Annotated in this window: 13 protein-coding genes; all 13 read right to left on the minus strand. The window is 40.6% G+C overall.

Translation table 11 applies throughout. The features are described from left to right. Window positions 1–3 precede the first annotated feature (3 nt). The 13 genes from EL17_RS09985 to EL17_RS10045 all read right to left on the minus strand — a co-directional run bounded on the left by EL17_RS09985 (window position 4) and on the right by EL17_RS10045 (window position 23,150). Window positions 4–1,149: an iron-containing alcohol dehydrogenase gene (locus tag EL17_RS09985; protein WP_035073218.1), complete on the minus strand. Its 1,146-nt coding sequence runs from the start codon at window positions 1,147–1,149 to the stop codon at window positions 4–6. Beyond that, window positions 1,146–2,669 (minus strand): sodium:solute symporter, encoded by a 1,524-nt coding sequence (locus EL17_RS09990; RefSeq protein WP_240485965.1) that lies wholly within the window; start codon window positions 2,667–2,669, stop codon window positions 1,146–1,148. The genes EL17_RS09985 and EL17_RS09990 overlap by 4 nt, the downstream gene beginning before the upstream one ends. A 54-nt stretch (window positions 2,670–2,723) precedes the next feature. Further along, the gene (locus EL17_RS09995) at window positions 2,724–3,635 is read right to left on the minus strand and encodes a dihydrodipicolinate synthase family protein (RefSeq protein ID WP_035073223.1); all 912 of its coding nucleotides are present in this window, start codon (window positions 3,633–3,635) and stop codon (window positions 2,724–2,726) included. A 38-nt stretch (window positions 3,636–3,673) separates the two neighbouring features. Further along, window positions 3,674–6,511 (minus strand): alpha-L-rhamnosidase, encoded by a 2,838-nt coding sequence (locus EL17_RS10000; RefSeq protein ID WP_164675033.1) that lies wholly within the window; start codon window positions 6,509–6,511, stop codon window positions 3,674–3,676. A 37-nt stretch (window positions 6,512–6,548) separates the two neighbouring features. Beyond that, the gene (locus EL17_RS10005) at window positions 6,549–8,393 is read right to left on the minus strand and encodes a sialidase family protein (protein ID WP_035073227.1); all 1,845 of its coding nucleotides are present in this window, start codon (window positions 8,391–8,393) and stop codon (window positions 6,549–6,551) included. Further along, window positions 8,393–9,403 (minus strand): glycoside hydrolase family 43 protein, encoded by a 1,011-nt coding sequence (locus tag EL17_RS10010; RefSeq protein WP_240485966.1) that lies wholly within the window; start codon window positions 9,401–9,403, stop codon window positions 8,393–8,395. Before EL17_RS10010 ends, EL17_RS10005 begins: the two co-directional genes overlap by 1 nt. Beyond that, the gene (locus EL17_RS10015; protein WP_035073503.1) at window positions 9,387–10,967 is read right to left on the minus strand and encodes a glycoside hydrolase family 28 protein; all 1,581 of its coding nucleotides are present in this window, start codon (window positions 10,965–10,967) and stop codon (window positions 9,387–9,389) included. Before EL17_RS10015 ends, EL17_RS10010 begins: the two co-directional genes overlap by 17 nt. A 67-nt stretch (window positions 10,968–11,034) precedes the next feature. Then, entirely contained in the window at window positions 11,035–12,462 is a 1,428-nt protein-coding gene (locus EL17_RS10020; RefSeq protein ID WP_051719916.1) for a glycoside hydrolase family 140 protein, read from the minus strand. A 36-nt stretch (window positions 12,463–12,498) separates the two neighbouring features. Then, the gene (locus EL17_RS10025) at window positions 12,499–15,642 is read right to left on the minus strand and encodes a DUF6298 domain-containing protein (RefSeq protein ID WP_164675034.1); all 3,144 of its coding nucleotides are present in this window, start codon (window positions 15,640–15,642) and stop codon (window positions 12,499–12,501) included. A 34-nt stretch (window positions 15,643–15,676) separates the two neighbouring features. Beyond that, on the minus strand, window positions 15,677–16,324 hold the full coding sequence (locus tag EL17_RS10030) for a DUF3826 domain-containing protein (RefSeq protein ID WP_035073230.1): 648 nt from the start codon (window positions 16,322–16,324) through the stop codon (window positions 15,677–15,679). A gap of 11 nt (window positions 16,325–16,335) precedes the next feature. After that, entirely contained in the window at window positions 16,336–18,048 is a 1,713-nt protein-coding gene (locus tag EL17_RS10035; protein WP_035073233.1) for a polysaccharide lyase, read from the minus strand. A gap of 299 nt (window positions 18,049–18,347) precedes the next feature. After that, on the minus strand, window positions 18,348–20,057 hold the full coding sequence (locus tag EL17_RS10040; protein ID WP_051719917.1) for a RagB/SusD family nutrient uptake outer membrane protein: 1,710 nt from the start codon (window positions 20,055–20,057) through the stop codon (window positions 18,348–18,350). Window positions 20,058–20,099: 42 nt separating this feature from the next. Further along, window positions 20,100–23,150 (minus strand): SusC/RagA family TonB-linked outer membrane protein, encoded by a 3,051-nt coding sequence (locus EL17_RS10045; RefSeq protein ID WP_051719918.1) that lies wholly within the window; start codon window positions 23,148–23,150, stop codon window positions 20,100–20,102. Between the last annotated feature and the right edge of the window lie 45 nt (window positions 23,151–23,195).

The following is a 23,195-nucleotide window of genomic DNA, read 5'->3' on the forward strand; positions in this document are numbered from 1 at the left end:
GTATTAAAATAGTTTATTATAAATATTTACGGCATCCTCAAATACCAGATCCCTAGGATTGTTTTTCAATAGTCTGGTGATTTTCATCGCTAAACCAGCCAATTCATCCACGTCCTCCCGCTGTACTCCTAATTCTGTCAAGTTATTTGGGATCGCACATTCCCTGACTAGTTCTTTTATCTTTTCCACACCCATTTTTGCTGTTTCTTCCAGTGAATCATATTTTTTTACACCTAAAGCAATGGCAATTTGTGCATGTTTTTCTATATCAGCTTCCATATTGTAATCCATCACTTCCGGCAAAAGTACAGCATTGGCCAAGCCATGCGGCACATGATATTTTCCTCCTAGGGGGTATGATAATGCATGGACTGCGGCAGTATTGATAGGGCCTAGACATAAGCCTCCATACATACTACCTAATGCTACAGCAGATCTTACCTCCTGGTCTTGTCCATTTTGGTAGGCTTTTAGCAGGTTTTGCCCTATCAATTCTATTCCTTTAAGGGCATAACTGTCGATAAGTGGATGGCTGAATTTATTCGTATAAGCTTCGATACAATGCGATAAAGCGTCTACCCCGGTTTCTGCTGTAATCTTGGCAGGCAGCCCAAGTGTCAGCAATGGATCTACATAGGCAGCATTCGGCACCAGATACCTACTGATAACTCCTTTTTTCTCCAGCGTTTTTTCATCCAAAAAAATGGCGTTGGGAGAAACTTCGCTCCCCGTTCCAGATGTGGAGGGCAAACAGGTCAAATGAGTTTTTCTTTCCAGCAGGTTGTGAAGACCTATAACTTCATCTAAAGATTGGGTATTATCTTTCATGGCTGCCAGCAGTTTGGCTAAATCCAGTACGCTCCCTCCTCCGATGCCCACAATACTGTCAGCACCAAAATCCCTGACCTTATCCAGATAAGAGAAATACATATCGAATGAAGGTTCACCTGCTTCATATATCTCCACCGCAACCTCTTTACCACTTTGCTTCAATTCCTCTACAATGGGATCTAAAATATCCAACAAAGGAGAAATGGTCAGTATGTATACACGTATTTTATCAGAATCAATATAGTCAGTCTTAAACTGCTGCAGTGCGTGTACTCCAAAAACTAACTTCTCAGGCTGATATAAGGTAATGGCTTTCATGAAATTTGCTTTAGTTTTTCTTCTTGGTTTTTCTCTTTAAAATATCCGTAAATGGTGAGGCTGTCATCGGCTTTTGGTCTATCAAAAAACAAACTTGCCACCATACCCACTATCAGGACGATCAAGTGGCTATAGACACCCAACATATATTTATGATGCGGAAAATTATATTCCCCATAGTCGATCAGCAGCTTTTTATCTCCACCCAAACTTAGCGGAGTGGAAGTCAGAAAGGCATAAGCAGTAAATATAACACAAGCTACGATACCTATAGTCAACCCTTCCAGATTGGCCCTTCGACTAAATAGACCCAATAAGAATATGCCCACAATCCCTGCAGAGAAAATAGCATAAAGCTCAAAGACCGCCCCCAGTACCCCTTCTCCTTCCCACAACACATAGAGTACAGCAACAAATACTGCCCCCAGACCTGAAAAGAAGACAAGTAATCTTCCGACGAAGAGCTGTTGTTTAGAAGTACTATTTGGTCTAAAACGCTTATAAAAATCCTCTACTCCAACTGCAGCAAGACAATTCATATCCGAATCCAGAGAAGAAATAGCCGCTGCAGCAATGGCTGCCACCACCAGTCCCGTCACCCCCACGGGCAATTGGGTCATGATGAAATAGGGAAAAACCGCATCCGCGCTGGTACCATCAGGCAGCTCAAATCCTGTTTCGTAAAACACATAGAGCAATGTCCCGATCAGCATAAACAATGCCCATACAGGTACACTCATAAACACCCCAATATAGGCTGCAGATTTGGCTTCCTTATCGTTTTTGGCAGTTAGGTATCTTTGGACTATGGTCTGATCAGTAGCATATTTTTGGATGGCATAAAAGATCCCGTTCAAAGCCATGACCCAAAAGGTGAGTTGGGTAAGATCAAGGTCATATGGTCCCAGGCCAATCTTATCCATGTCGATCGCCATTTCCATAACTTCACCAGGTCCTCCAGCTGGCTTTAACAATAAAACAGAAAGGCAGAATATTCCTCCTCCTATCAAAAGAAAACCCTGAATAACATCCATCCAGATTACTGCTTCGATTCCTCCCAATAATGTCAACACAATGATCACAAAGCCCAATACTCCTATCACCAGAAAAATATCAACATCTAACATACTGGCTAGAGCCAAACTGACCAGGTAAAGTACTGTCCCCATTTTGGAAAAATGGGTTAGAATAAATGCCACTGAACTGTACATCCTTGGAAAAACGCCAAACCTTTTTTCAAAATACTCATAGGTACTCAGTCGGATAACCTTTCTAAATAAAGGAACTATAACCCAGATAATCATAACCAAAATCAAAGGGACCATCAGCCCTTGTACTAAAAGAATCCAGTTACCCAATATAGCTGCACTGGGATATGCCAAAAAGGTAACACTGCTGATCAGCGTAGCAAAGATGGACATGCCTATAGCCCATGATGGAATACTTCCACTTCCGGCAAAATAATTTTCACTGCTCTTTTGCCTATTGGCAAAATAAACTCCCATGTAAATGGTAGCCAAAACAGATACAATGATAATAATGTAATCAACAATATGTAAACCCGGACTGGCCATCTATTCTTGGGAATTCTGAAATGCCTGCCAGTTCTGTAAAGCCTGCTGTGTCATTTCATCATCCAGCATGCTCAAAGGTGCCTTCATAAAAGGTTTACATAGTCCTTTTTCCTGCATTAATAATTTTAAGGTAGCCAGAGATTGACCTAAAGTCCTGTCTTTTTGATATAATACTGCTACCTGGTCAGTCAGATCCTGATATTTTTTGGAAGTTTCTAAATCCCCAGAAATAGCAGCCTGAAAAAGATTTTTATACATCTCAGATACAAGATTACCTGTACTGGGTACAATTCCGTCAGCTCCCAGTTCCAGACTATGGGCTGATTCTGCTCCCCATCCACAGAAAAAAGAGAAATCTTTTCTGTCTTTGAACAGGGTGATTGATTGGGCCAGCCTCTCTTCATCTCTTTCTGAATCCTTTAGGCCGAAAATATTTGGGTGCTGGCTTAGCTCTTCTATAATGTCCAGTGGAATTGACATTTGGGTGGTGCTCTTAATGTTGTAAATCATCACCGGCCCTGACACTTTATCAGCAAGATTTTTAAAATAGCTTTGCATTTGAAAAGGGGTCAAAATATAATAGGAAGGCAAAGTAGCCACTACCGCATCCACACCAAGGTCTAAGTACCCGTTAGCCAATTCTATCTGTTCCCCTACCTGATTACCGGTTAAACCTACATATATCTGCTGTGTAGCAGCTTTGGCGGACATTACCATACTTACCAAATCCAAGCTATCCCTTTTTGAAAAAGAAGCTCCCTCACCTGTGGTGCCTAATACCAATGGAGAGATATCGTTATCTGCAAAAAGTCTCATTATTTTTTCAACAGCCTGCTCGTCAACTTTTCCATTTTCTAATAATGGAGTGATCATGGGAACTACTACGCCTTGAAATTTTTTACTTGTTCTCATTTTGGTTTTTTTTGATTTTGCTAGTGAATCAGGAACCTTTACAAGTCACAAATCACTGCGTAATTTCCACTCTTCAATATAAACGAAGGCCAACCGGACTCATCATTCCTCATCTCCACGAAGTCCGCCTCTGATAGATTTTGGGAATTTATTTTAATGTTCGAAGCATTTTCTACCGGAATCACTACCGTAGCATGGCTATTGGCTGGAATGCTGAAGTTTAAGTGAAGCTGGCCGTCCTTCTTCTCCCATGATGAAGCAATCTGCCCATAAAGCGAACGGGTATGTGCTTTGGCATGGGTCATATCCCCCACCACCTCGGGCTTTAGAAAAAAGTGCTGGAGGCCAGGGTTTTCTTTATCCGGAACTATTCCTGCCAAGGTTCTATAAAACCATTCCTCGATCTGCCCCATCATAAAGTGATTCCAGGAATTCCCTTTTCGTGGGTCCCACTGTTCGGTCAAAGTGGTAAGACCAAATTTAATCTGAAAGCCATATCCCGGAGTATCGTAATGGTTATGCATATCATACATCACCTCATTAAGATCATTTCTTGCCAATGTCTGGAATAGATACCTATTGCCCACGTCGCCTGTAGTCAATCTGTTTTCCCTTTGTTGAATGTCTTTTACCAGGTTTGCCAAAACCTCCTCTTTGTATTTTTCATCTACCATGTCCAAGAATATAGGTATGGCATTGGAAAATTGACTGTTAGTCCCATATTGAAGCGTTTCAGGATCAAAGAACTCTTTATTGAAAGCATCTTTTATCTCTTTTGCAAGAGAACTGTAATGTTCATAGTCCTTTTGGTTACCGACCATTTCTGCAGATTTCGCTAGTAGATCCACTCCGAAAAAGTAATGGGCTGTAGCTGACAAGGCTATGGGGCTATTTTTGGAATATCCGGCGGCATGCTCGCCGTAATCATACCAGTCTCCCAATCCATGTGTGACTATATGTCCTTCGGCTGTCGAGGTAAGGTAATCAGCATACCTTTTCATCACTTCATAATGCTCATGAATAAGGGCATCATCGCCATAGTATTCATAATACATCCATGGCATGACTATAGCTGCTACCCCCCATTCGGGTGAGTCTGTAAAACCCCCTCCAAAGACTACGTATTCAGGAGCGATATTGGGTACCAAACCATTGTCCCATTGTGCGTCTGCCATGTCCTGCATGATCTTGGGAACAAAGTGGGTCAGGTCATAATTATAGAACAATCCCGGACCATTTAAGTGTGTCTCTTCCAGCCAACCCAATTTCTCTCTATGAGGACAGTCCGTAAATACCGCCTGCATATTGCTTTTTATGGCATTATTAATCAGTATATGTGTTTGGCTAAATATATCATTGGAACTTTCAAAGCCTCCGATTACATCTAGATCATTATATATAAAATTTGACTTAATATCTAGAATCGTCGGCCAATCGGCTCTATCCCCATATCCTGGAATATTGGTATTCTCCACCTGGATGTATTGATAGCCATAATAACTGAATTTAGGCTGCCATTCTTCTGTACCTTCCCCTTTGAGCGTATACTCATAATAATGGGGCCCGCCAGTTCTGCCCTGCCCTACTGTACTGTCACCTTTGATCTGCTCTCCGACTATAAGCTTTATGACTTGGCCTTTTTTTCCTTGGACCTTAATAGAAGGAAAACCTGCCAAGTTTTGACCCATATCCATAACATAAATCCCGTCAGCTGGCTGGATTACATTCTTAATTTCAAACTGCTGCTGAATTTTGACAGGTGTGGTGATCTGGGGTCTAAGTTTTCCCTTTGGAGCTTCCTGAACCACCACAGGTTTCCAGCATTCATCAGAAAAGTTAGGCTGATCCCAACCAGCTTGTTCGAGATTACCATCATAATCTTCACCTCCAAAAATACAGTTAAACGTAATCGGGCTTTCTATAAATTTCCAGCTTTGATCTGACTCGATTGTTTCTTGGCTTCCATCACGATAGGTAAGTTTCACCTTCATAAAAAGCGTAGGGGGACCAAAGCTCACCAAGAATTTGATATACCTGTCTCCGGAAACATTGTACATCCCATTACCCAAGGTCACGCCCAATACATTTTCCCCTTTCTGTAGAAAATCATTTATTTCATAGGTATTATAATAAACAGTTTTTTCATAGTCTGACCATAAAGGGGCAAATTCACTGTCTCCTATCCTTTTGCCATTTATAGTAAGCTCATAATGTCCAAGACCACTGACGTAAACAGTGGCTTTTTCAATTTCTTTTTTTAGTTCAAATGGCTTTCTGAGCATGATGCTCCTTTTTGCCAAAGGATCCACGCGGTTCCAGATTTCTTTGTTTTCGGCTTTTTTCATCAAAGGAGCATGGAAATTCCTGTCCCCTTCAGGCAGTTGGGCATCTTGGCGGCTGATGGCTCCTATCCAGGAAGCATCCAAAAAATCTTCATCAGGAGCCATTTCCCAATACCCCATATTGGACCATGAAGATGCGTTATCTTCCTCATCCCAAATTTTCACAGCCCAGTAATATCTTTCTCCTCCTTCTAAAACTAAACCTTCATAGGGCACTAGTTGACTGGCATTGGTTTTTACCTTTCCACTATCCCAAATATTCCCCTCTCCATTTGCTACTTTATTTTGGTCTTTACTTACTACCACTTGGTAGGCTGTCTGTACTACTCCTTGCCTATCAGAGGCCAGTTGCCAACCCAACCGGGGAGTGGCTTTTTGTAAACCAACTGGATTTACTGTCAACTCTACCGTCAACCTTTCCACCTGAATTCCAATATTGGCACAACTTATCATACCAAGAAGTATGATAAGATAAACCATAGAGAAATTAAACCTTTGACTCCAATATTTTATAAAGAGAAATATATCTGACATAGTTGAACTATAATAAAACAGTGTGTGAAAGGAAAAGCTATTTGGTGATTAAAGATTTGATAAAAAAGTTAGCTTCCGGATCCTGATCACCTGCATTCTCAACATCATAATCCTGAAATCCAGGGGATTCAGGTGTAGGATAGTACCTCTGCTCTCCTGTTCGAAACATAATCCTTTCCAATGAATGTACCGGAGCATAAAAGATTTTGGTTCCTTTACTTTGACCATTTACTTTTATACCGTAAGAACGAGTATTTACATCTAAGTCGAGTTCAATATGGTATTCTTGCCCAGCTTCATAGGATGATAAAGTCCCCATACGGTACCCTGCTTTATATTTTAACAACCCATCTTCATCAAAAATCAAACGTACTGCAGGCTGACCTTGCCCATCCTGAAATTCTATTTGGAGCATACCATGATCATTTTGATCTGGCTTTATAGTGAATTCCGCCTTCAGCTTTTCACTTTCAGGTATTACCCTTTCTGCCCTGGAATAATCGAAAGGATCACTATCCTTTAAACTTAACCATCGCTTACCTTCATTATCCTTCTCTATTTCTACCGGCCCCCACTGAAGGCTGTAAATATTCCAAAATTTTAACTCTTCGCCCTCAGGTAAATCACTAAAGGTTTCATTTATATGTCCTTCAGTCTTGGAAGTTACAGGAGTAGGAATAGAGGTGACCCATATATCCTCTTTGTTCAAACTATAGGTCACATATAATTTTCCGTCCGGAGGGGTCCCGTTACCTTCCAAAATTCCCCGGACATACTGAGGGCCGTATGATTTAAAATGCCCTCCATATCGCATTGTGCTTATCTCTCCGTGAACCAATAAAAGATCCGTATACTCTAAGCCGTCGTCACTTGTAGATATTGCCAATGGCCATCTGAATTCTGAAGGATTATATACTGTGGCAAATTTGCCATCCGCAGTCTTTTGACCCCAAATTTTTGCATTCCCATTCACAAATCCGGGGGCTCTCACAGGATCATACTCCCAACTTTTGCCTCCATCCTTACTAATGGATGTCAAAGCATGTTTCCAGAGGCCCACTACTCTATTATCTGGCAAATGGTAATAGCTAAATGCTTTGAACTGTTTCTGCAAGGGAATCAAAGGATCGTCTCTATCCGCTTCTTCCACCCATTGCTGCATCATCAGGGGTTTACTCAATAATTCATCACAGGCTTTTGCAAATGCTTTGTTTTTGCTCTTCTTATAAAATGGATAATCAGTATTTTTATCATTCCAACCGTCGTTATAACGTATAAAATAGATTGGCCCAAAACTTCCGTCTTTATTGATTTCTCTTACCACTCTTCCGATACCTTCTCCGTCATTGGGGCTGTCACTTTCGTCCAAAGCAATTCCATAATAGGCCAAGGCTAACAATTTATCATTTGAAGAGATATAAAAACCCATTCTCTGGTGCATGATAGCGTACAAATCTTCTGCTACCCCTTCATGTCCTTCTTTAGTAGTACCATCCGGCACCCTGTATCGGGGAAATAAAACAGTAGGTGCTGACCATTCATAACCGTCCTTGGAAACCTGCAATAGGGTCTGGCTGGGAGGTATATGCTCTCCCACCGAATCGCTAAGGTAATTCATAAAAAAGGTATCATTCCAATAAGCCAACATGGAAGCATGGTTATAAGTCCATCCAAATCCGTCTCCTTTTGCCGGATTTTCTCTATTGGCTCTCATCGTCTGGATAGCATGCACTCCTATGGCAGGGCGAAGTTGCCCATGGTGATAATCGATATTGGAAAGTGTTTTTCCTGAATAATGTACAGTATCCTGAGCAATTGATTTTTCTCCCGTTAGAAAGTAGAGTCCTAATACACTTATTAATATAAATTTTAAATTATTCATTATTTAGCTAGTATTTCTGCCCGCTGTTTTAGACGATTCAATATCTCTCTGTCAATTGTACTTATGGTTCCGTGTTTATGACCCTCCGGAAATTGGATTTCATCACCTATTTCTATAAAGGTTTTAAAATCAGTAGTCTTCACCGCGTCATACTTCTCTCCTCCATAACTGTCGAAGAATATCAAATATTTTCCATTCTGTTCGATTACGGTAGGCCCCTCAGTGAGGTGCCCAGTAAAGGGTTCTGAAATATCCTCATACGGCCCTAAAGGAGAATCTCCAAAAGCCACCTTGAGGTTTCTTTCAGGCCGGGTATTATCTTTCAAAACCAAAACATAATCCTCTTTGTCTCTTTTGACTATAACTGCATCAATGATACTAAAACCGGGATCTATAAAAAGCTTAGTATCGGAAAATTCCTTAAAATCCCTTGTGGTCACATAATACATCCGGTGATTATTATCCTCTGCCTCTTCGCCTTTTTCAAATCTGTGAGGAATAGTAGATGCCCAAATGATGATGAATCTGTCACCGTCCTCATCATAATATAATTCAGGCGCCCAAACATTTACCACCTCTGGTTCATGGTCCATTACGGGAATAAACTGCTGCTCACTCCATTCAATAAAATCTTTTGTACTGGCATAACCAAAGCCATCTGCACCTCTCCAGTCGGTGGTCCACACCATATGAAAGGTACCATCCGGTCCTTTAACTACAGATGGATCACGCATGATATTACTCTCCCCGACTCCAGGTTTTAAATAGGGGCCGGATAAATCCTCCCAAGTATAGCCATCTTCGCTGTAGGCTAAATATAAACCTTCAGTAGCCGGTTCCCTGAAGGAAGTAAATATATAGACCTCATCGTTATCCTCGACTGGGGCCTCACTTACATGATCTGCCTGTTCGCCGGTATCGCATGAACAAAGAAAAAACGAAAAAATTATGGCTAAATTTATCCATCTCACCTTCATTGTATGTCTATGTTTGTTATTTCTGTATTGCATCTTTTCGCAAATCATTTCCTTTAATAATCGGATTTTTTGAGTTTTGGAAATAATTATTTTTAATGATAATCTTTGAAGAATTTGCCCCTCCTACCTTCAGGAAGTTGGGGGTTTCCACCATGGGAAAATTATTATGGATAAGAATATTGGAAACATTCACGAGTTCTACCACAGGACTATTTTCCAATGGTTTTCTCGATTTTACATTATTGAGTATGATGTTTTCAGATTCTTCAATTTTGAAAGAAGGACCTTCTTCTGTAGATATTTCCACATTGTGAAATTCAACATTGGTAGCCGTATGTACAGAAAAACCTTTTTTAGCTTCCATATTGATATTAGTGAAGGTCAGGTTATCAATTGGCATTTCAGTGATTCCTTTGACATGCCCGGCCACATTTACATTTGATCCTGTTACATTGGAAATATGGATGTTTCTGAAAGTTGGCGTCCGCTCGGTTACCGGTTCTTCTTCGGTGTTTGGATCATAAAAAAGATCCAATACAATGGCCTGGTCTCCGATGTTTTTCATCACCACATTGCTTACCCTGATTTCTTCTACAGTACCTCCTCTTCCCCGAGCAGATTTTAACCTTATCCCCCTCTTTGTTCCATCAAAAACACAGTTTGTAATCGTCACCTTTTTTATATCTCCTGAGACCTCACTTCCTATTACTACTCCCCCGTGACCGCTAAGCATGGTACAGTTGGTAATGGTTACATTTTCGGTAGGGGTCGCATATTTTCTTCCATCCATGTCCCGACCTGATTTAATGGTAATGCAATCATCTCCGACACTGATGTGGCAATCCGAAATACGTACATTTTTGCAGGAAGTAGGGTTAATCCCATCGGTATTTGGTGATGGCGGGTTAAGGATCGTCACTCCCGTTATGGTTATGTTCTCACTAAAAGCCGGATTGATTGTCCAGAAAGGAGAATTGACAATGGTAATGCCCTCTATCCGTATGTTCTTGCATTTAAAAGGCTGAATCAATGGTGGCCTGAAAAACTTGATCTTCATTGTTCCCTGATAATAGTCTGCAGTTTCTAAATCCGGATTCTGCTCGTCCCACATTTTCTGATACCTATTGAGGGGCAGTTCTTCCTTTGGATATTTCACCCTGTACATTTCTTTCCACCAAGCCTCCCCTTGTCCATCGATTTTCCCCCTACCTACTATAGCAATGTTTTCCGCTTCATAGCCATAGATCAATGGTGAGAAACTGTTCATTACAGTTCCTTCCCATCTCAATTTTACAAAAGGTAAATAGTGGTCAAAGTCAGTAGAAAATTTTAAAACTGCTCCGGCATCCAAATGCAAAGTGATATTGCTTTTTAATTCAATTGCACCTGTTAGATATTCTCCTGCTGGAAAATATATAGTCCCACCACCCGCTTCAGAAGCTTTGTTAATGGCATTTTTTATTGCCTCTGTTGTTAATTCTCCAACATTATTTCCACCTTCTTTAAGTATATTATACCAGCCATCTTTATCATTGCTATATGCAGGTGAGACAGTTATTAAAACAGATAAACCAATGATAAATAATATTTTATACATCAATTTGGGTCTAAGCATTATCTATGGGGGATTTTTTAATTTGAATACAATAGCTTTAAGCCTTTCCTTATTCGTAAGTTAGCACAAGTACCCAATCATTTCCATCCTGTTCTTCCCCGTCTGGCTTGAACTCCTGAACCCTGTCACCAGACATTCTTCCAATGTTGGAATACTCTCCGGTTCTGGGATTAAACCATTTTGCTTCTACTTCATTCCTTCCTAATTCATCCATATTGATAGCTATATCTCGACCGGTATAAGTATATATCAAAGCATATCCTTTGCCCTTGGTGGCTACCAAGTAGTCATATCGCTCTCCCTGATTGGCCACTAATTCTTGAGCAGGTTCCCTATCAAAATAATCGAAATCCAGCATCAGATTTTTAAGATGGATCATCTGGGAAGCACCAGGTGCATCCAATGCCTCAGTCCAATACATTTCATTCCCATATGCCCCAGTCTCATCGATAGGCCTATGCATTTGCATAATAGCACTATGACCATATGTGTAGCCGGCAGCTCCTGCGAATACAGACCAATATCCATATCTTCTTACTGCATTATCATCCCAGAATCCTTCTTTAGGATCATGAAGCCCAATAGGAATACCTTCATAAGATGGTTCCCCGTCCAAAGTTGGCATCCTTCGATCCAGATCATAATCAGCTTTTACATATCTCCAATTATCTTCGCCATAGGCTTTTTCAGTGTCATCCTGATCATACCTTCTATGTCCTGACTGGAACATATGAAAATCCATCCAATCTTCATCCGCAAACCAATCTGAAGATTGTGTTCTGCCTCTAGGATGGAAAGTGATCAATTGATCAGGATTATTGGCGCGTAATGTTTCACCTAACCTGTTCCATACTTCCGTGGAATCACTTCCCGGCACATCTCCACCATTTAGCCAGACGATATGGTTTCTATTACCATATCGATCTGAAAGGAATTTACCATAAATTTCTACCTGATCCCTATCCACATGACCGGCACGTACATTAGATCCCCAGATAGGCACCATGGCTACATAGATGCCTCTTTCTTCAGCTTTATCAATAACAAAATCTACATGATCCCAAAAATCATAGGCATCTCCGTCACCATAATCTGTACCCTCAGTAGTCAATGGTCTAGCCACATCCTGATTTACCAGAGCGCTGTCCCCATAAGCATTAACAGCTCCTACTGTATGTAAGGTCATTATCTGAATGATATTAAAACCTTTTTCTTTCCTGTCATCCAGATATTTTTCTGTTTCTTCCCTATCCAGTTTTCCAAAAAGTAACCAAGCGGTATCCCCCAACCAAAAGAAAGGTTCCCCAGATTCAGTAGCAAAAAACCTTTGATTATCGCTGATCTTTAACTTTGGCAATCCATGCCTCTGATCAGTTTCAGTCTGCTCTTGTGAAGCCGGTTCACATGAAATGAGAAAGAGCATTATAAATGCTCCCATCATATAAATGGTGTTATTGAATCTTGTCTTATTTCCCATTTTACTCTTACTTTAGATCTTAGCTATTTGGTTATATTATTTGATTTTCCTGATCCATATCAGCTGGTCAGCTTCAGCTTCTACCTTTATTGATCTTGTTCTTTTGTTAGTTGATTTATTCACTGTTTTTCCAGACGACGGGTGGATCATCAAAACCTCAAACCCAGACCTGGCACCCCGCCATTCCTCACCAATAGTCTGTTTTTTATGACTATATATTATACTTTCCCCTTCCTCGTTTTGCATCCTCCATACATCAGCATTCTGGGTTTCGGTTGGTTTCATGGTAGCAAGGCTCCTGTAAAATCCAGGTTCATTTACCTGTGGTAATGCCGGAAGTGACCCTCCTCCAAACAAAACAGGCCATCCCATTCTATTAGAATTATTATGGGAAAAGATTACTGATTTATCAGGAAATCGAGATTTATAATCTTTAATAGTGGCATAAACTGCCTCCGAAGTTAATTTACCTGAGCTCATTTTCCGGGCATGTTGCCTGGGGGCCAAATGTACACCGCCTTCAGGTGCATATACTCCTTCCTCGGTTGGATACCAATATCGGATATCTATCAGATTAATCAATCCTGCTCTTTCCTTGTCCGCCAGGATCGCATCCTGAACATCTTTAGTGGTACTTAATCCTATCCAGGCTTTCTTACCTGTTTCTGATTCCCACTCACGGATTACATCAAGCCAAAACTCTACAAAATGTAAGGGCCCTGTATATTCTGCACTGACCAGCTGTAGGACATTGGTGTTGTCAGCAAAGTTATCCAGACATTTTTTGATATAGCTACGGTGTAATTCTCTTCTTACAGGATGAGTGATGTCATAAAACTGCTCATCCAGAAAAATCCTTTTGTCTCCCGCATATGGAACTGGCTCCGAAAATCCAGTATTATTAATATTATTGGCAGTACGCCATGGAAAATCTGCATAATGTGCACCGGCTTCCAATATGTTGTGCTGAAAATACTGCTGATGAATCAGGATAATACCTTCACTTTCTGCTTTATCGGCAAACTCCTTCAACCTATTCCAATACCAGGGATTGAATTTTGTCAGATCATATTTACTGAGGCCATCCCAAGCAGTTCCTTCTCCACTTCTGGCAAATGGCTGTTCATAGAACGGAGGCCAAACGTCTCCGTCCATTCTCCGCACCCGCTGATGATCATCCCTCCTTCTGTCATACCACAATCCGTAATTGTGTTCCAATGCAACTACCTGCTGGGATTTTAAATGCTCTATTACTTCATCCAGCTCATCTGTTAGCCCCTTCCCATATCTACCGGGGACGAAGCGTGTTACATGAACAGAGGCGGTACTGACGTCTATCGGCCGGAGACTGCCTCTCCACCAAGAAACCTGATGTCTATCACCTGTCAACATCCGATCTCCTGCCAGCACTATACCATTGATAGTTTTAATGTTATTACGTTCTACTTCATTAGTAGGACTAGATGTTTTAACAACCAACTTTTCATAACTTTTAGCTTTCCCTAAACTCAAATCAATAGGATTTCTATTGCCAGCCTGATCTATCCAGTCAGAAAGCGTCATTATCTTTTCCCTTGCCAGAATTGTCAATTCTCTTGCCTGCTCCTTTGTGGGACTGGTAGATGCTTCTCCTGCCATTGGCATTAACTGTGGATTAACTAGTACCACTTCCATCCTCTCTTCCAGCTGTGCATAATAAAGACTTTGTGGATTTACGTGACTATTGACATTCTCCCAATAGCCATCTCCGTAGGATTGTGCCCATACCCCAAAAGCCCAGTTTTGTGCAGTGGGCGGATTAAAGTTTTCAATCTTGGATGCGTCAGATTGCCAGATGACTGAATTGGCAATGGTCCATCCTGCCCCTCTTTTTGATTGGTGCAAATTATTAAAGACAAGGGCATTTCCATCAATTTTTACCATATCAAATAAAACCCCTGAAGACCATCCCTGCTGCCCGCCGCTAAAATTAAAGGGCAAATATGCTTCACACTGTACAAATGCATTTGGTCCCGGTACTGCGAGGCCTGTGGTAAAATCATGGTAGCCATATTCGGAATAGCACCTCTGGAAAAGAGTTTGCTGCCCCTCGGTAAAAAATGTATTTCTCCTGCCCCCACCTATCTCTGAAACAGGGTTTAAAGATTTACAGTCTTCTACAGTGATCCGCCTACCTGAAGAATAAATGGCTACAGCTGAGCCCGCAAAATTCTCAAAATTTACCTGCCTCACCCAACTGTCCTGAACATTCTCCATCGTAATACCCATCCAGCGATGTGCCTCATCTTTGGGATTCGAAGTATCATAAGTAGAACTTAAAGAGAGGTTTTCTATACCTATATTTTCTATTCTTCCATTCCACTGGTAAGGAATGATATATCCGCCTCCAAAGTTTATATCTATAGCCGTGGTGATAGGGACGTCCAATTCTACCATACTGCCGATCTTAGATACTATAGTCCTGTCCCATTTGAGATCATGGTCACCAGGTTTCCAGCCGAGCCATCCTGTCTCGCCACCAAAATCTTTCATGCCCAATTCATCAATCCACTCTTCTGTAGATGGTCTTATTACATAGACCGAGGCATGTTTTTGCAGAGATTGGGGTTTGGTAATATGAATCCTTTTACCATTGACCGGTATATAATCATCCGTTATTTTAATCGTGTCTCCAAAAACTCTATCATCATGACCCAAAACTCTGATCAGCGTTTTTCGGTCTTGCCCACTTCCCAATAATATGGTGCCACCCTGACCAGCACCGCTTCCTCGAAGAACTACCCCGGACTTATTAAACACCAATTGTCCAGCTATTTCGTAGGTTCCTTTTTCCAGCAAAACTGCACCGCGAAACCCATTTTTTCCGACAGGAAGTGTTCCTACTTCATCTATAGCAGCTTGAATAAGGGCTGTGGCATCTGAATTTTGAGGGCCAATAACAAACCTTGCCGGTACATTAGGAATAGCTTTTTCACTGCCTGCATACCCACAATAAGAAAAATCGGGTATACGGTCTCCTTTCTCATCTGCCTCATATGTCAAATTGCCCCCCTTATAGCTCAAGGGAGATTGTCTGCCAGATAAATTGAAGGAAAAAAATAAGAAAAATATCAAAAGAAAAATTGGAAGGAGTACTTCCTTCCAATAAACAATAAAATTTAAACTATTTCTTTTAGACATAGATTAAGATGTAAGAATTTTTTAGCAACGAAGGTTATTGCCGTGCTTGTCTGGAATACATTTCTTTCTCCGCTTCCTTCATATCAATCCCTAAAGAAGATAGATAATTATTGATTCTTCCTTTATATTTCCCAAACCAGGCATGCTTATCTTTGGAAGTGCCGGCATCCATTGCATTTTCTCTCGCTTCTACCAGCCACATCCAGATTTTTTCCTTTTGCTCTTCGGTGAGAGTAGGTACCATCTCCTGATAAACTTTGAAGGTATTTGGAGCAACACCATAGGTCATTCCATCTTTCACCTGATCGACCTGGTGATCACTCAATTCACTGGATAGTTGAGCTAAATATTGTTTGTGCAATTTTTTAAGCTTTTTATCTGCCTCTTTTTCAATCCTGCTAATATGCTTTTCTCTCTTATCTCCTGAATACTTTTCTTTTGCATCCTTTATTCGTTGGTCTCTTTCATCATGAATCAGACTGAGATTTCTATATTGAGCCGCCACATATCCTTTTACTTTTTCTTCCTTCTCTTGGTCTCCAATATTTATATTCTCAACTATTTTTCTAGCCCGGTCATTGGTGACTTTGATATACTCTGGATCAAAATCCTGAGCAACAGTTACTCCAAAAGACAATAAAAGGAAAAGCGAGGCTAAATAGCAAACTTGTGTTTTTTTCATGACTAGATAATTTACTTAGTCGGAAGTAATCCTCCTTGTTTTTTGGCAGTTTCCAGAAGGGTGTCTTTATTATTAGCCCAATCGGTCCAATCTACTTTCTTCTTAGGATCTATCCCATTAATGTATTTTTCTATATTGGTATAACCATCATTATTCAAATCCTTCAAGGCATCCGATGGATCGTTTGGATCTAAGCCATATTTGGTTTCCCATGCATCAGGAATTCCATCCCCGTCAGAATCTTTATATGCATTCCCCGTGTATTCAGGATATCCACCTACCTGACTGATGTCCGTAATTATTCCTTTTTTATATGAATCCTTTTCTAATCTCCGCTTAATAAATTCACTTCCTGTATCTGTTTCAAGTCCGTCAGGATAATTAATTTCTCCAGTCCTTACCTGATTTATTATTCTTTCATCTATCGGATCCCTTTTAGGTAATACAGCTCCTACATTCTCCAAAACATATTCATATGCTTCTTCGGCAGGCATCACATTATAATTAGCTACCCTAAAGGGTTCATCTCTTTTCATATATGAAAAATGCTCCTTTTCTTCGTCATCTGATACGCCGGCTATCTGTACTCCACCTTTCCAGTTATTTTGGGAAACTTCCGGATTACCTTCTACTAGATTCCCGGATACATATGCTCTACCGAATGTTTTTGGTTCCATGTATCCAGACTCCGGCTTTATGATTCGATGCCTTACAGAACCATCAGGGGTAATAGGCCCCGGCTTGTAATAATTATTTATGACATTAAACATAGATCTAAAATCTCCACCATCTACTGTTCTGTTCCACCAGTTAAAAAGCACATTATTTACAAATGTAAAATCCCCATACATCCCGATGGATGGATTCCGTCCGACATTGTTAGCCCAAAGGTTTCTTAATAAAGTGCTGTTCAGCCCTCCTACAGTACTTCCAAAGGCATGGTTATAAGTATCCAACCCTTCTGAAGATATAGTATTTTGGATGGTTATATTAGCAGTGGGAAGTTTTTGTCTTTCTGATCTTTCATTAGCCTGAAACATGTTTCTGTACATGGAGAGATTTTCATCCAGACCCCAACTGACTGAACAATGATCTATAATAACATTCCCCATTGGATCTCCTCCAAGTGCATCGTCCCTACGGGTGACGTCTGTTTCACCTCGTCTAAAACGCATATGCCTGATAATGACATCATGGGTATCCACTGCAAAAGTTTCTCCAGCTATCACCACCCCGTCACCTGGAGCAGTTTGCCCGGCAATAGTTACATAAGGAGCTCTAATGCTGATCGGAGTATTTAATCTAATAATACCAGCTACCTTAAAAACGATCGTACGGGCGCCTCCGGATTCACATGCCTCTCTCAGGGTCCCTGGGCCGCTATCTTCCAAGCTTGTCACCACGTAAATTTTTCCCCCTCTACCTCCGGGAGTATATGCTCCACCCCCTTCAGCTCCCGGAAAAGCCGGAATATCAGCCTTTATAAAATCCCCCGGCTGAGACCCCCATGGCAAATAAGGACGTCCTTCAGCCCTTTCTTTAACTACAATTGGATAAATTTCTTCTTCCCAAAGTTTATTTAATCTTTCTTCCTCTTCTTCCATTCTGGCATCGGTGGCTGCCTGGAGATCATCGGGTATAGTTGGGTACTGAGCATGAGCGCTGTACCAGCTTAAGGATAAAAATGTAATTATTGTAAATACTTTACTATAATAAACTTTCATTTGGGTGATTATTTAATTGGCAATAGTATAACGTAAATTTACAGAAGTAAAATAATTAACCATCCTGACGCATCCTGTGATGAAATGATATAGAGTATTTTAAAAAGCAGGGAAAATTAGTATATATATATGAAATGATACCATAAGGTCAACGGGATCTTACCCTAAATTCTTTCTTCTATAATCTTAAAGAATTCCCCTGATTTGAATACTAAATGATATTTTTTTTATTAGATAAAAAAATGAGGTATACTTTGATGTGAGCATCAAAATATACCTCATTAAAATATTCTTTATAATTAATATCCTGGATTCTGTCCAAATTCTGAGGCATTAAGCAGAGCATCCATTTCTGTCTGGGGTATTGGCCTCAAATAATGGTGTTCTCTAAACTCGGTAATGTCAGGATTGTAACGGGCTATTCTATCCCCCAAAGTACCTGTTCTTTTCAGATCATACCATCTGGTCATTTCTCCGCACAGTTCTCTTGCTCTCTCATCCAGTACAAAATCTAGATTTACATCTGCCGCTGTTATCTGCATCTGAAGAGTATAATCTATCGGAGTTTTCTTGGCTGCCCTGGTCCTGAGTACATTTAAATGCTGAGCAGCCGCTCCGGGATTGCCTAATTGAACTTCTGCTTCTGCTGCTAGAAGATATACTTCCGCAAATCTCATTACGAATACATCCAAGAAACCCACTCTCATGCTTTCATTTTCTCTGGTAATCGGATCTCTAAATTTATCTAGCTGGACAAAATTATCAGGTTGATTCAAGGAGCCGTTGGCTTGATTATATGTACGGTTCCTATCATAGATAATGTATGGTTTTAAGGCCTGATCAGCTATAGCTTTTTTAGTTATTACCAAAGCAGTATCGATACCTGCCCTGACTTGTGTACCTACTATGCTGGCATCTTTTCCATGGGTAGTGGCCATAGCCTGGGTCCATGTATAATCCTGATTAGCAATCCACACTTCTTTAAATGAGGCATCATACCTGGCATCTATTTCTTCATTATAGAAATCTAAAAGAGCCAGAGTAGGCATTAATCTTCTGGTATCTTCATTACCATACTCTATAGATCTTACCAGACCATTGAAACGGGTATAGTTAGTCATATAGAATTGGTGAAGCCTGTTAGCCCCTCCAGCATTAAAAGCAGGATTCAAGGAATAGCTTACTGTATGCATCGCTTCCATATTCTGCTTATTGTTAGCAGGATCCCAAAGATCGGCTACATCATCGTAAAGGTCTATGCCCAACTCTCCTTTTCTGCTGATAATCTCATTGGCTACGTCCCGGGCCAGTGAAAAATAAGTCTGTCCTTCGCCATAATATCCTCGGGTAAGATATACTTTTGCCAATAATCCCATTGCACTTTTTTTAGTTGCACGGCTATATTCTGCTCCATAGCTTACCGGAAGATGCTCACTGGCATAAAGGAGATCCTCTATCATCAAATCATAAAAAGCCTCTACAGGACTACGCTCAGCAGTTAATAATGGTTCCTGGGTTTCTGTAGTCCTTAACATTACTCCACCCCAAGTTTCTACAATATGATAATAATAGAATGCCCTCAAAAACCTTAATTCACCTAATCTTTGATTTCTTTCAACCGGATTCGTAAAACCGGCATCATCTATCCTATTGATTCCCGCATTTGCCTGATTGATACCAACCCAGAGTCTCGGCCATTCAGCTATGTTTGGATTTCCCTGAGTAGGCGCTAGTCCTGCATACCGAGTCAATTGATTTGCATAATTCGCCCTTTCCCTATTAAACCATAGGTCTGTACCGGCTTCACCTAAAAAAATTCCGTTTTCACTTCCATAAAACATGGGCCTATACTGATAGGCAGCATTTACAGCGGTCACAAAACCTTCCGGTGTGTTCCATGCTGCGTCAGAGGTGGTCCCTGATGGATTGTATTCATCCAAATCACATGCTACTGTCCCCAATAGCAGTGAGGCGATAAATCCTTTATATAAAATATTTTTGAATTTCATAGTTCAATTTATTTTGGGTAACATTTTTTAAAATCCGCTTACTTAAAAACCTATATTCACACCTAATATGATTTGCCTGTTGAGCGGAAATCCTTCCTCCCCACCTCTTTCAGGATCATATTGTCTTAATAAGTGACTTCTGGAACGGGTCCACATGTTATTGGCTGTAGCATAAATCCGAAGATTGGTCAATCGTAATCTTTCCGCTACTACAGGTGGCAATGTATACCCTAAATTTACGTTTCGTAATTTGATAAAAGAACCGTCTACAAAGGTCAGCGTTTGATGTCCTTCATAGGCAGACATGTTCGCACCCCTTCTAGGACGGGGATAGTCATTGGTAGGGTTTTCAGGCGTCCAATAATCCATAAACTCAGGGCCGTTTCCTTCTCCCCCTGGATTAAACCTTCCTAATACTTCAGCATGAATTGTTTGACCCACCCTGGCGAAGAAAAACAAACCAAGATCAAATGATTTATACCTGAAGGTATTCTGAAATCCTGCAAAAAATTCTGGGACAGTAGAACCTATAACCATTCTGTCATCCGCATCAATTACCCCATCCCCATTTAAATCTTCTAATTTAATATCGCCTGGCTGGAAAGGTCTTCCTCCAAAGGTCAATTGCGCAGCCTCATCAGCTTCATTAATTTGCCATATACCCAATTTATTCCATGTATAGAAGGATTCAATAGGACTACCTATGATTAAATTTCGCCTTTCATCAGTAATAATGTCTTGATTATTAACCAACTGAGTAATTTCTTCTTTGTTATGTGTAAAGGTAAATATCGAACTCCAGGTAAAATTTCTTCTTCGGATATTCTCAGAATTGATTGTAACCTCTACGCCTCTATTTCTGGTAGCACCTATATTTTGAAATACTTCCCTGACTCCAGTAGAAAAAGGTAAAACCCTAGGTAATAACAAATCAGTCGTATTGGTATTGTATACTTCTATATTAGCATTTAACCGGTTGTCCCATAGACCTAAATCTAAGCCGAGGTTAGTGGTTTCAGATTTTTCCCAACCTACATTCGCATTTCCGATCATATTACCGAACATTAAGCCTGGCGCCACTACCTCACCAAAGGATATTTGATTATTGATTATCAATAAACTTTGAGTACCGTATGGAGGAATAGCAGAATTTCCGGTAAGTCCATGTGTGGCCCTCAATTTCATAAAGCTGACTCCCTGAAGACCATCCATAAATGCTTCATCGCTAATCACCCAACCAAGCCCTACGGACGGGAACATCGCCCACTTATTACCGGGCGCCAGTCTGGAAGCGCCATCATAGCGATTGGTAACTGTAAGCATATATTTATCTCTGTAAGTATAATTAACTCTGGCAGCATAGGACATCATATTATGACCTGTATATCCAGAACTTATATTTCTGCTTTCAGGTGCTGTAGCGCCCAAATTATAAAATAATTGGGAGGATAAAATCTGATCTATACCGGAGGCAGATAACTCATCAATGTCACGTTGAATGTAATTTGTAACTCCCGTAACGGAAATGGAGTGATCATTCATTTCCCTGGTATAGGTTAAGATATTATCCCAGTTAAAGAATCTGTTGTAACTCATTTCACTAGAAGCTACTGACCTCAGTGCAGTTCGCTGCCTAAAAGAAGTAGCATCATCAAATCTGCCCTGACGGGCATTGGTAAGATTTGTACCAAAGTTGGAACGGAATGTCAGACCCTCAATTGGCTTATATTCCAAAAATGCATTCAGCATAATATTGGTGCGAATGGTATTGTTTCTCTGAATATTTGGGCCCCGCTCATCGGTTAAGGGACTGACAATACTTTGATCAGCAAAGATGGGAAACCTGTTAATTTCACCCAATTCATTATACACCTCTCCCAAAGGACTGGTGGTCATTGCATTGGAAAGTACATCCTGTCTTCTATTGATATTAAAATAAGCCATTTGACCCAACGTCCCTACCCTTAGTCTATTGTTTATTTCGTGTTCTACATTCCATCGAGCCGTAAACCTGGTAAAATCATCATTTCTTAAGAGGCCTTTTTCGTTAAAATAGCCTGCCGAAACAAATGCTTTGGTACGGTTGGACCCACCGCTTACAGATATATTATGGCTTTGTTGGGAACCATCCTGAAGTACTTCATCTATCCAGTTTATCCATTGGCCGTTTTGTACTGCTTCCCATTCACCAGCACCTTGAAAAATATTTGGATCGTCTGCAGGACTGTTCCAGTCACCTGTAGTCCTAAAAGCTTCTCTTCGTAATTGAATATAACTATCCCCTGTTCTGGAATTTGGAAAGGGTGTTAAACCGTTTACACCATAAAAAGAATCGTAACTTATTTTTGTTTTTCCTTCAGTACCTCTTTTAGTAGTAACTATAATTACGCCGTTGGCACCCTGTGCTCCATAAATCGCAGTAGCTGATGCATCCTTTAAAACTTCAATAGATTCTATATCATTAGGATTTAGGCTCTCAACATTTCCACCCTGAAACCCATCTATAATATATAAGGGATTATTGCTGGCCCCTATAGACCTGTTTCCTCTTAATACTATATTTACACCCGCACCCGCTTGACCTGATGATCTAGTAATATCTAATCCGGCTGCCCTACCCTGCATACCTTCCAGGGCATTATGGGTAGGCACCCGGATCAGGTCTTCAGACCGGACCGTGGAAACCGCTCCGATCAGATCCCTTCTTTTAGTTTCACCATAACCGATGACCACTACCTCATCCAATGCTCCCAGATCTTCTTCTAAAGTTACATTGATCACGGATTGATTACCAACGCTAATTTCTCGAGTTTCAAATCCAATAAAGGAATATATTAAAACAGCATTTGGCGGTACCTCAATTGTATAGTTTCCATCCATATCGGTCACTACGCCGGTATAAGTACCTCTAACGCGCAGATTTACGCCAGGTAGTGGTTCTCCATCCGCTGCAGATATAATTGTACCGGAAACGGTTCTCATGCTGGGCTGCTGAAATGCATTTGCCGAATCAACAAGGCAAAATTGCAACAGCAACACCCACATCAATGTACTTAATAAGGCCAGTGGCCCTCGCTGTAACTTTCTTATCATAACAGGATACTTTATGGGTTGTAATTAGTTTGCTAATTGTTTAGA

Source organism: Anditalea andensis (assembly GCF_000714815.1).
Lineage (GTDB): Bacteria > Bacteroidota > Bacteroidia > Cytophagales > Cyclobacteriaceae > Anditalea > Anditalea andensis.

Coding starts and splice junctions, on each gene's coding strand:
- EL17_RS09985 (WP_035073218.1), bottom strand. CDS start 1,149: ATGAAAGCCATTACCTTATATCAGCCTGAGAAGTTAGTTTTTGGAGTA.
- EL17_RS09995 (WP_035073223.1), bottom strand. CDS start 3,635: ATGAGAACAAGTAAAAAATTTCAAGGCGTAGTAGTTCCCATGATCACT.
- EL17_RS10000 (WP_164675033.1), bottom strand. CDS start 6,511: ATGTCAGATATATTTCTCTTTATAAAATATTGGAGTCAAAGGTTTAAT.
- EL17_RS10005 (WP_035073227.1), bottom strand. CDS start 8,393: ATGAATAATTTAAAATTTATATTAATAAGTGTATTAGGACTCTACTTT.
- EL17_RS10010 (WP_240485966.1), bottom strand. CDS start 9,403: ATGCAATACAGAAATAACAAACATAGACATACAATGAAGGTGAGATGG.
- EL17_RS10015 (WP_035073503.1), bottom strand. CDS start 10,967: ATGTATAAAATATTATTTATCATTGGTTTATCTGTTTTAATAACTGTC.
- EL17_RS10020 (WP_051719916.1), bottom strand. CDS start 12,462: ATGGGAAATAAGACAAGATTCAATAACACCATTTATATGATGGGAGCA.
- EL17_RS10025 (WP_164675034.1), bottom strand. CDS start 15,642: ATGTCTAAAAGAAATAGTTTAAATTTTATTGTTTATTGGAAGGAAGTA.
- EL17_RS10030 (WP_035073230.1), bottom strand. CDS start 16,324: ATGAAAAAAACACAAGTTTGCTATTTAGCCTCGCTTTTCCTTTTATTG.
- EL17_RS10035 (WP_035073233.1), bottom strand. CDS start 18,048: ATGAAAGTTTATTATAGTAAAGTATTTACAATAATTACATTTTTATCC.
- EL17_RS10040 (WP_051719917.1), bottom strand. CDS start 20,057: ATGAAATTCAAAAATATTTTATATAAAGGATTTATCGCCTCACTGCTA.
- EL17_RS10045 (WP_051719918.1), bottom strand. CDS start 23,150: ATGATAAGAAAGTTACAGCGAGGGCCACTGGCCTTATTAAGTACATTG.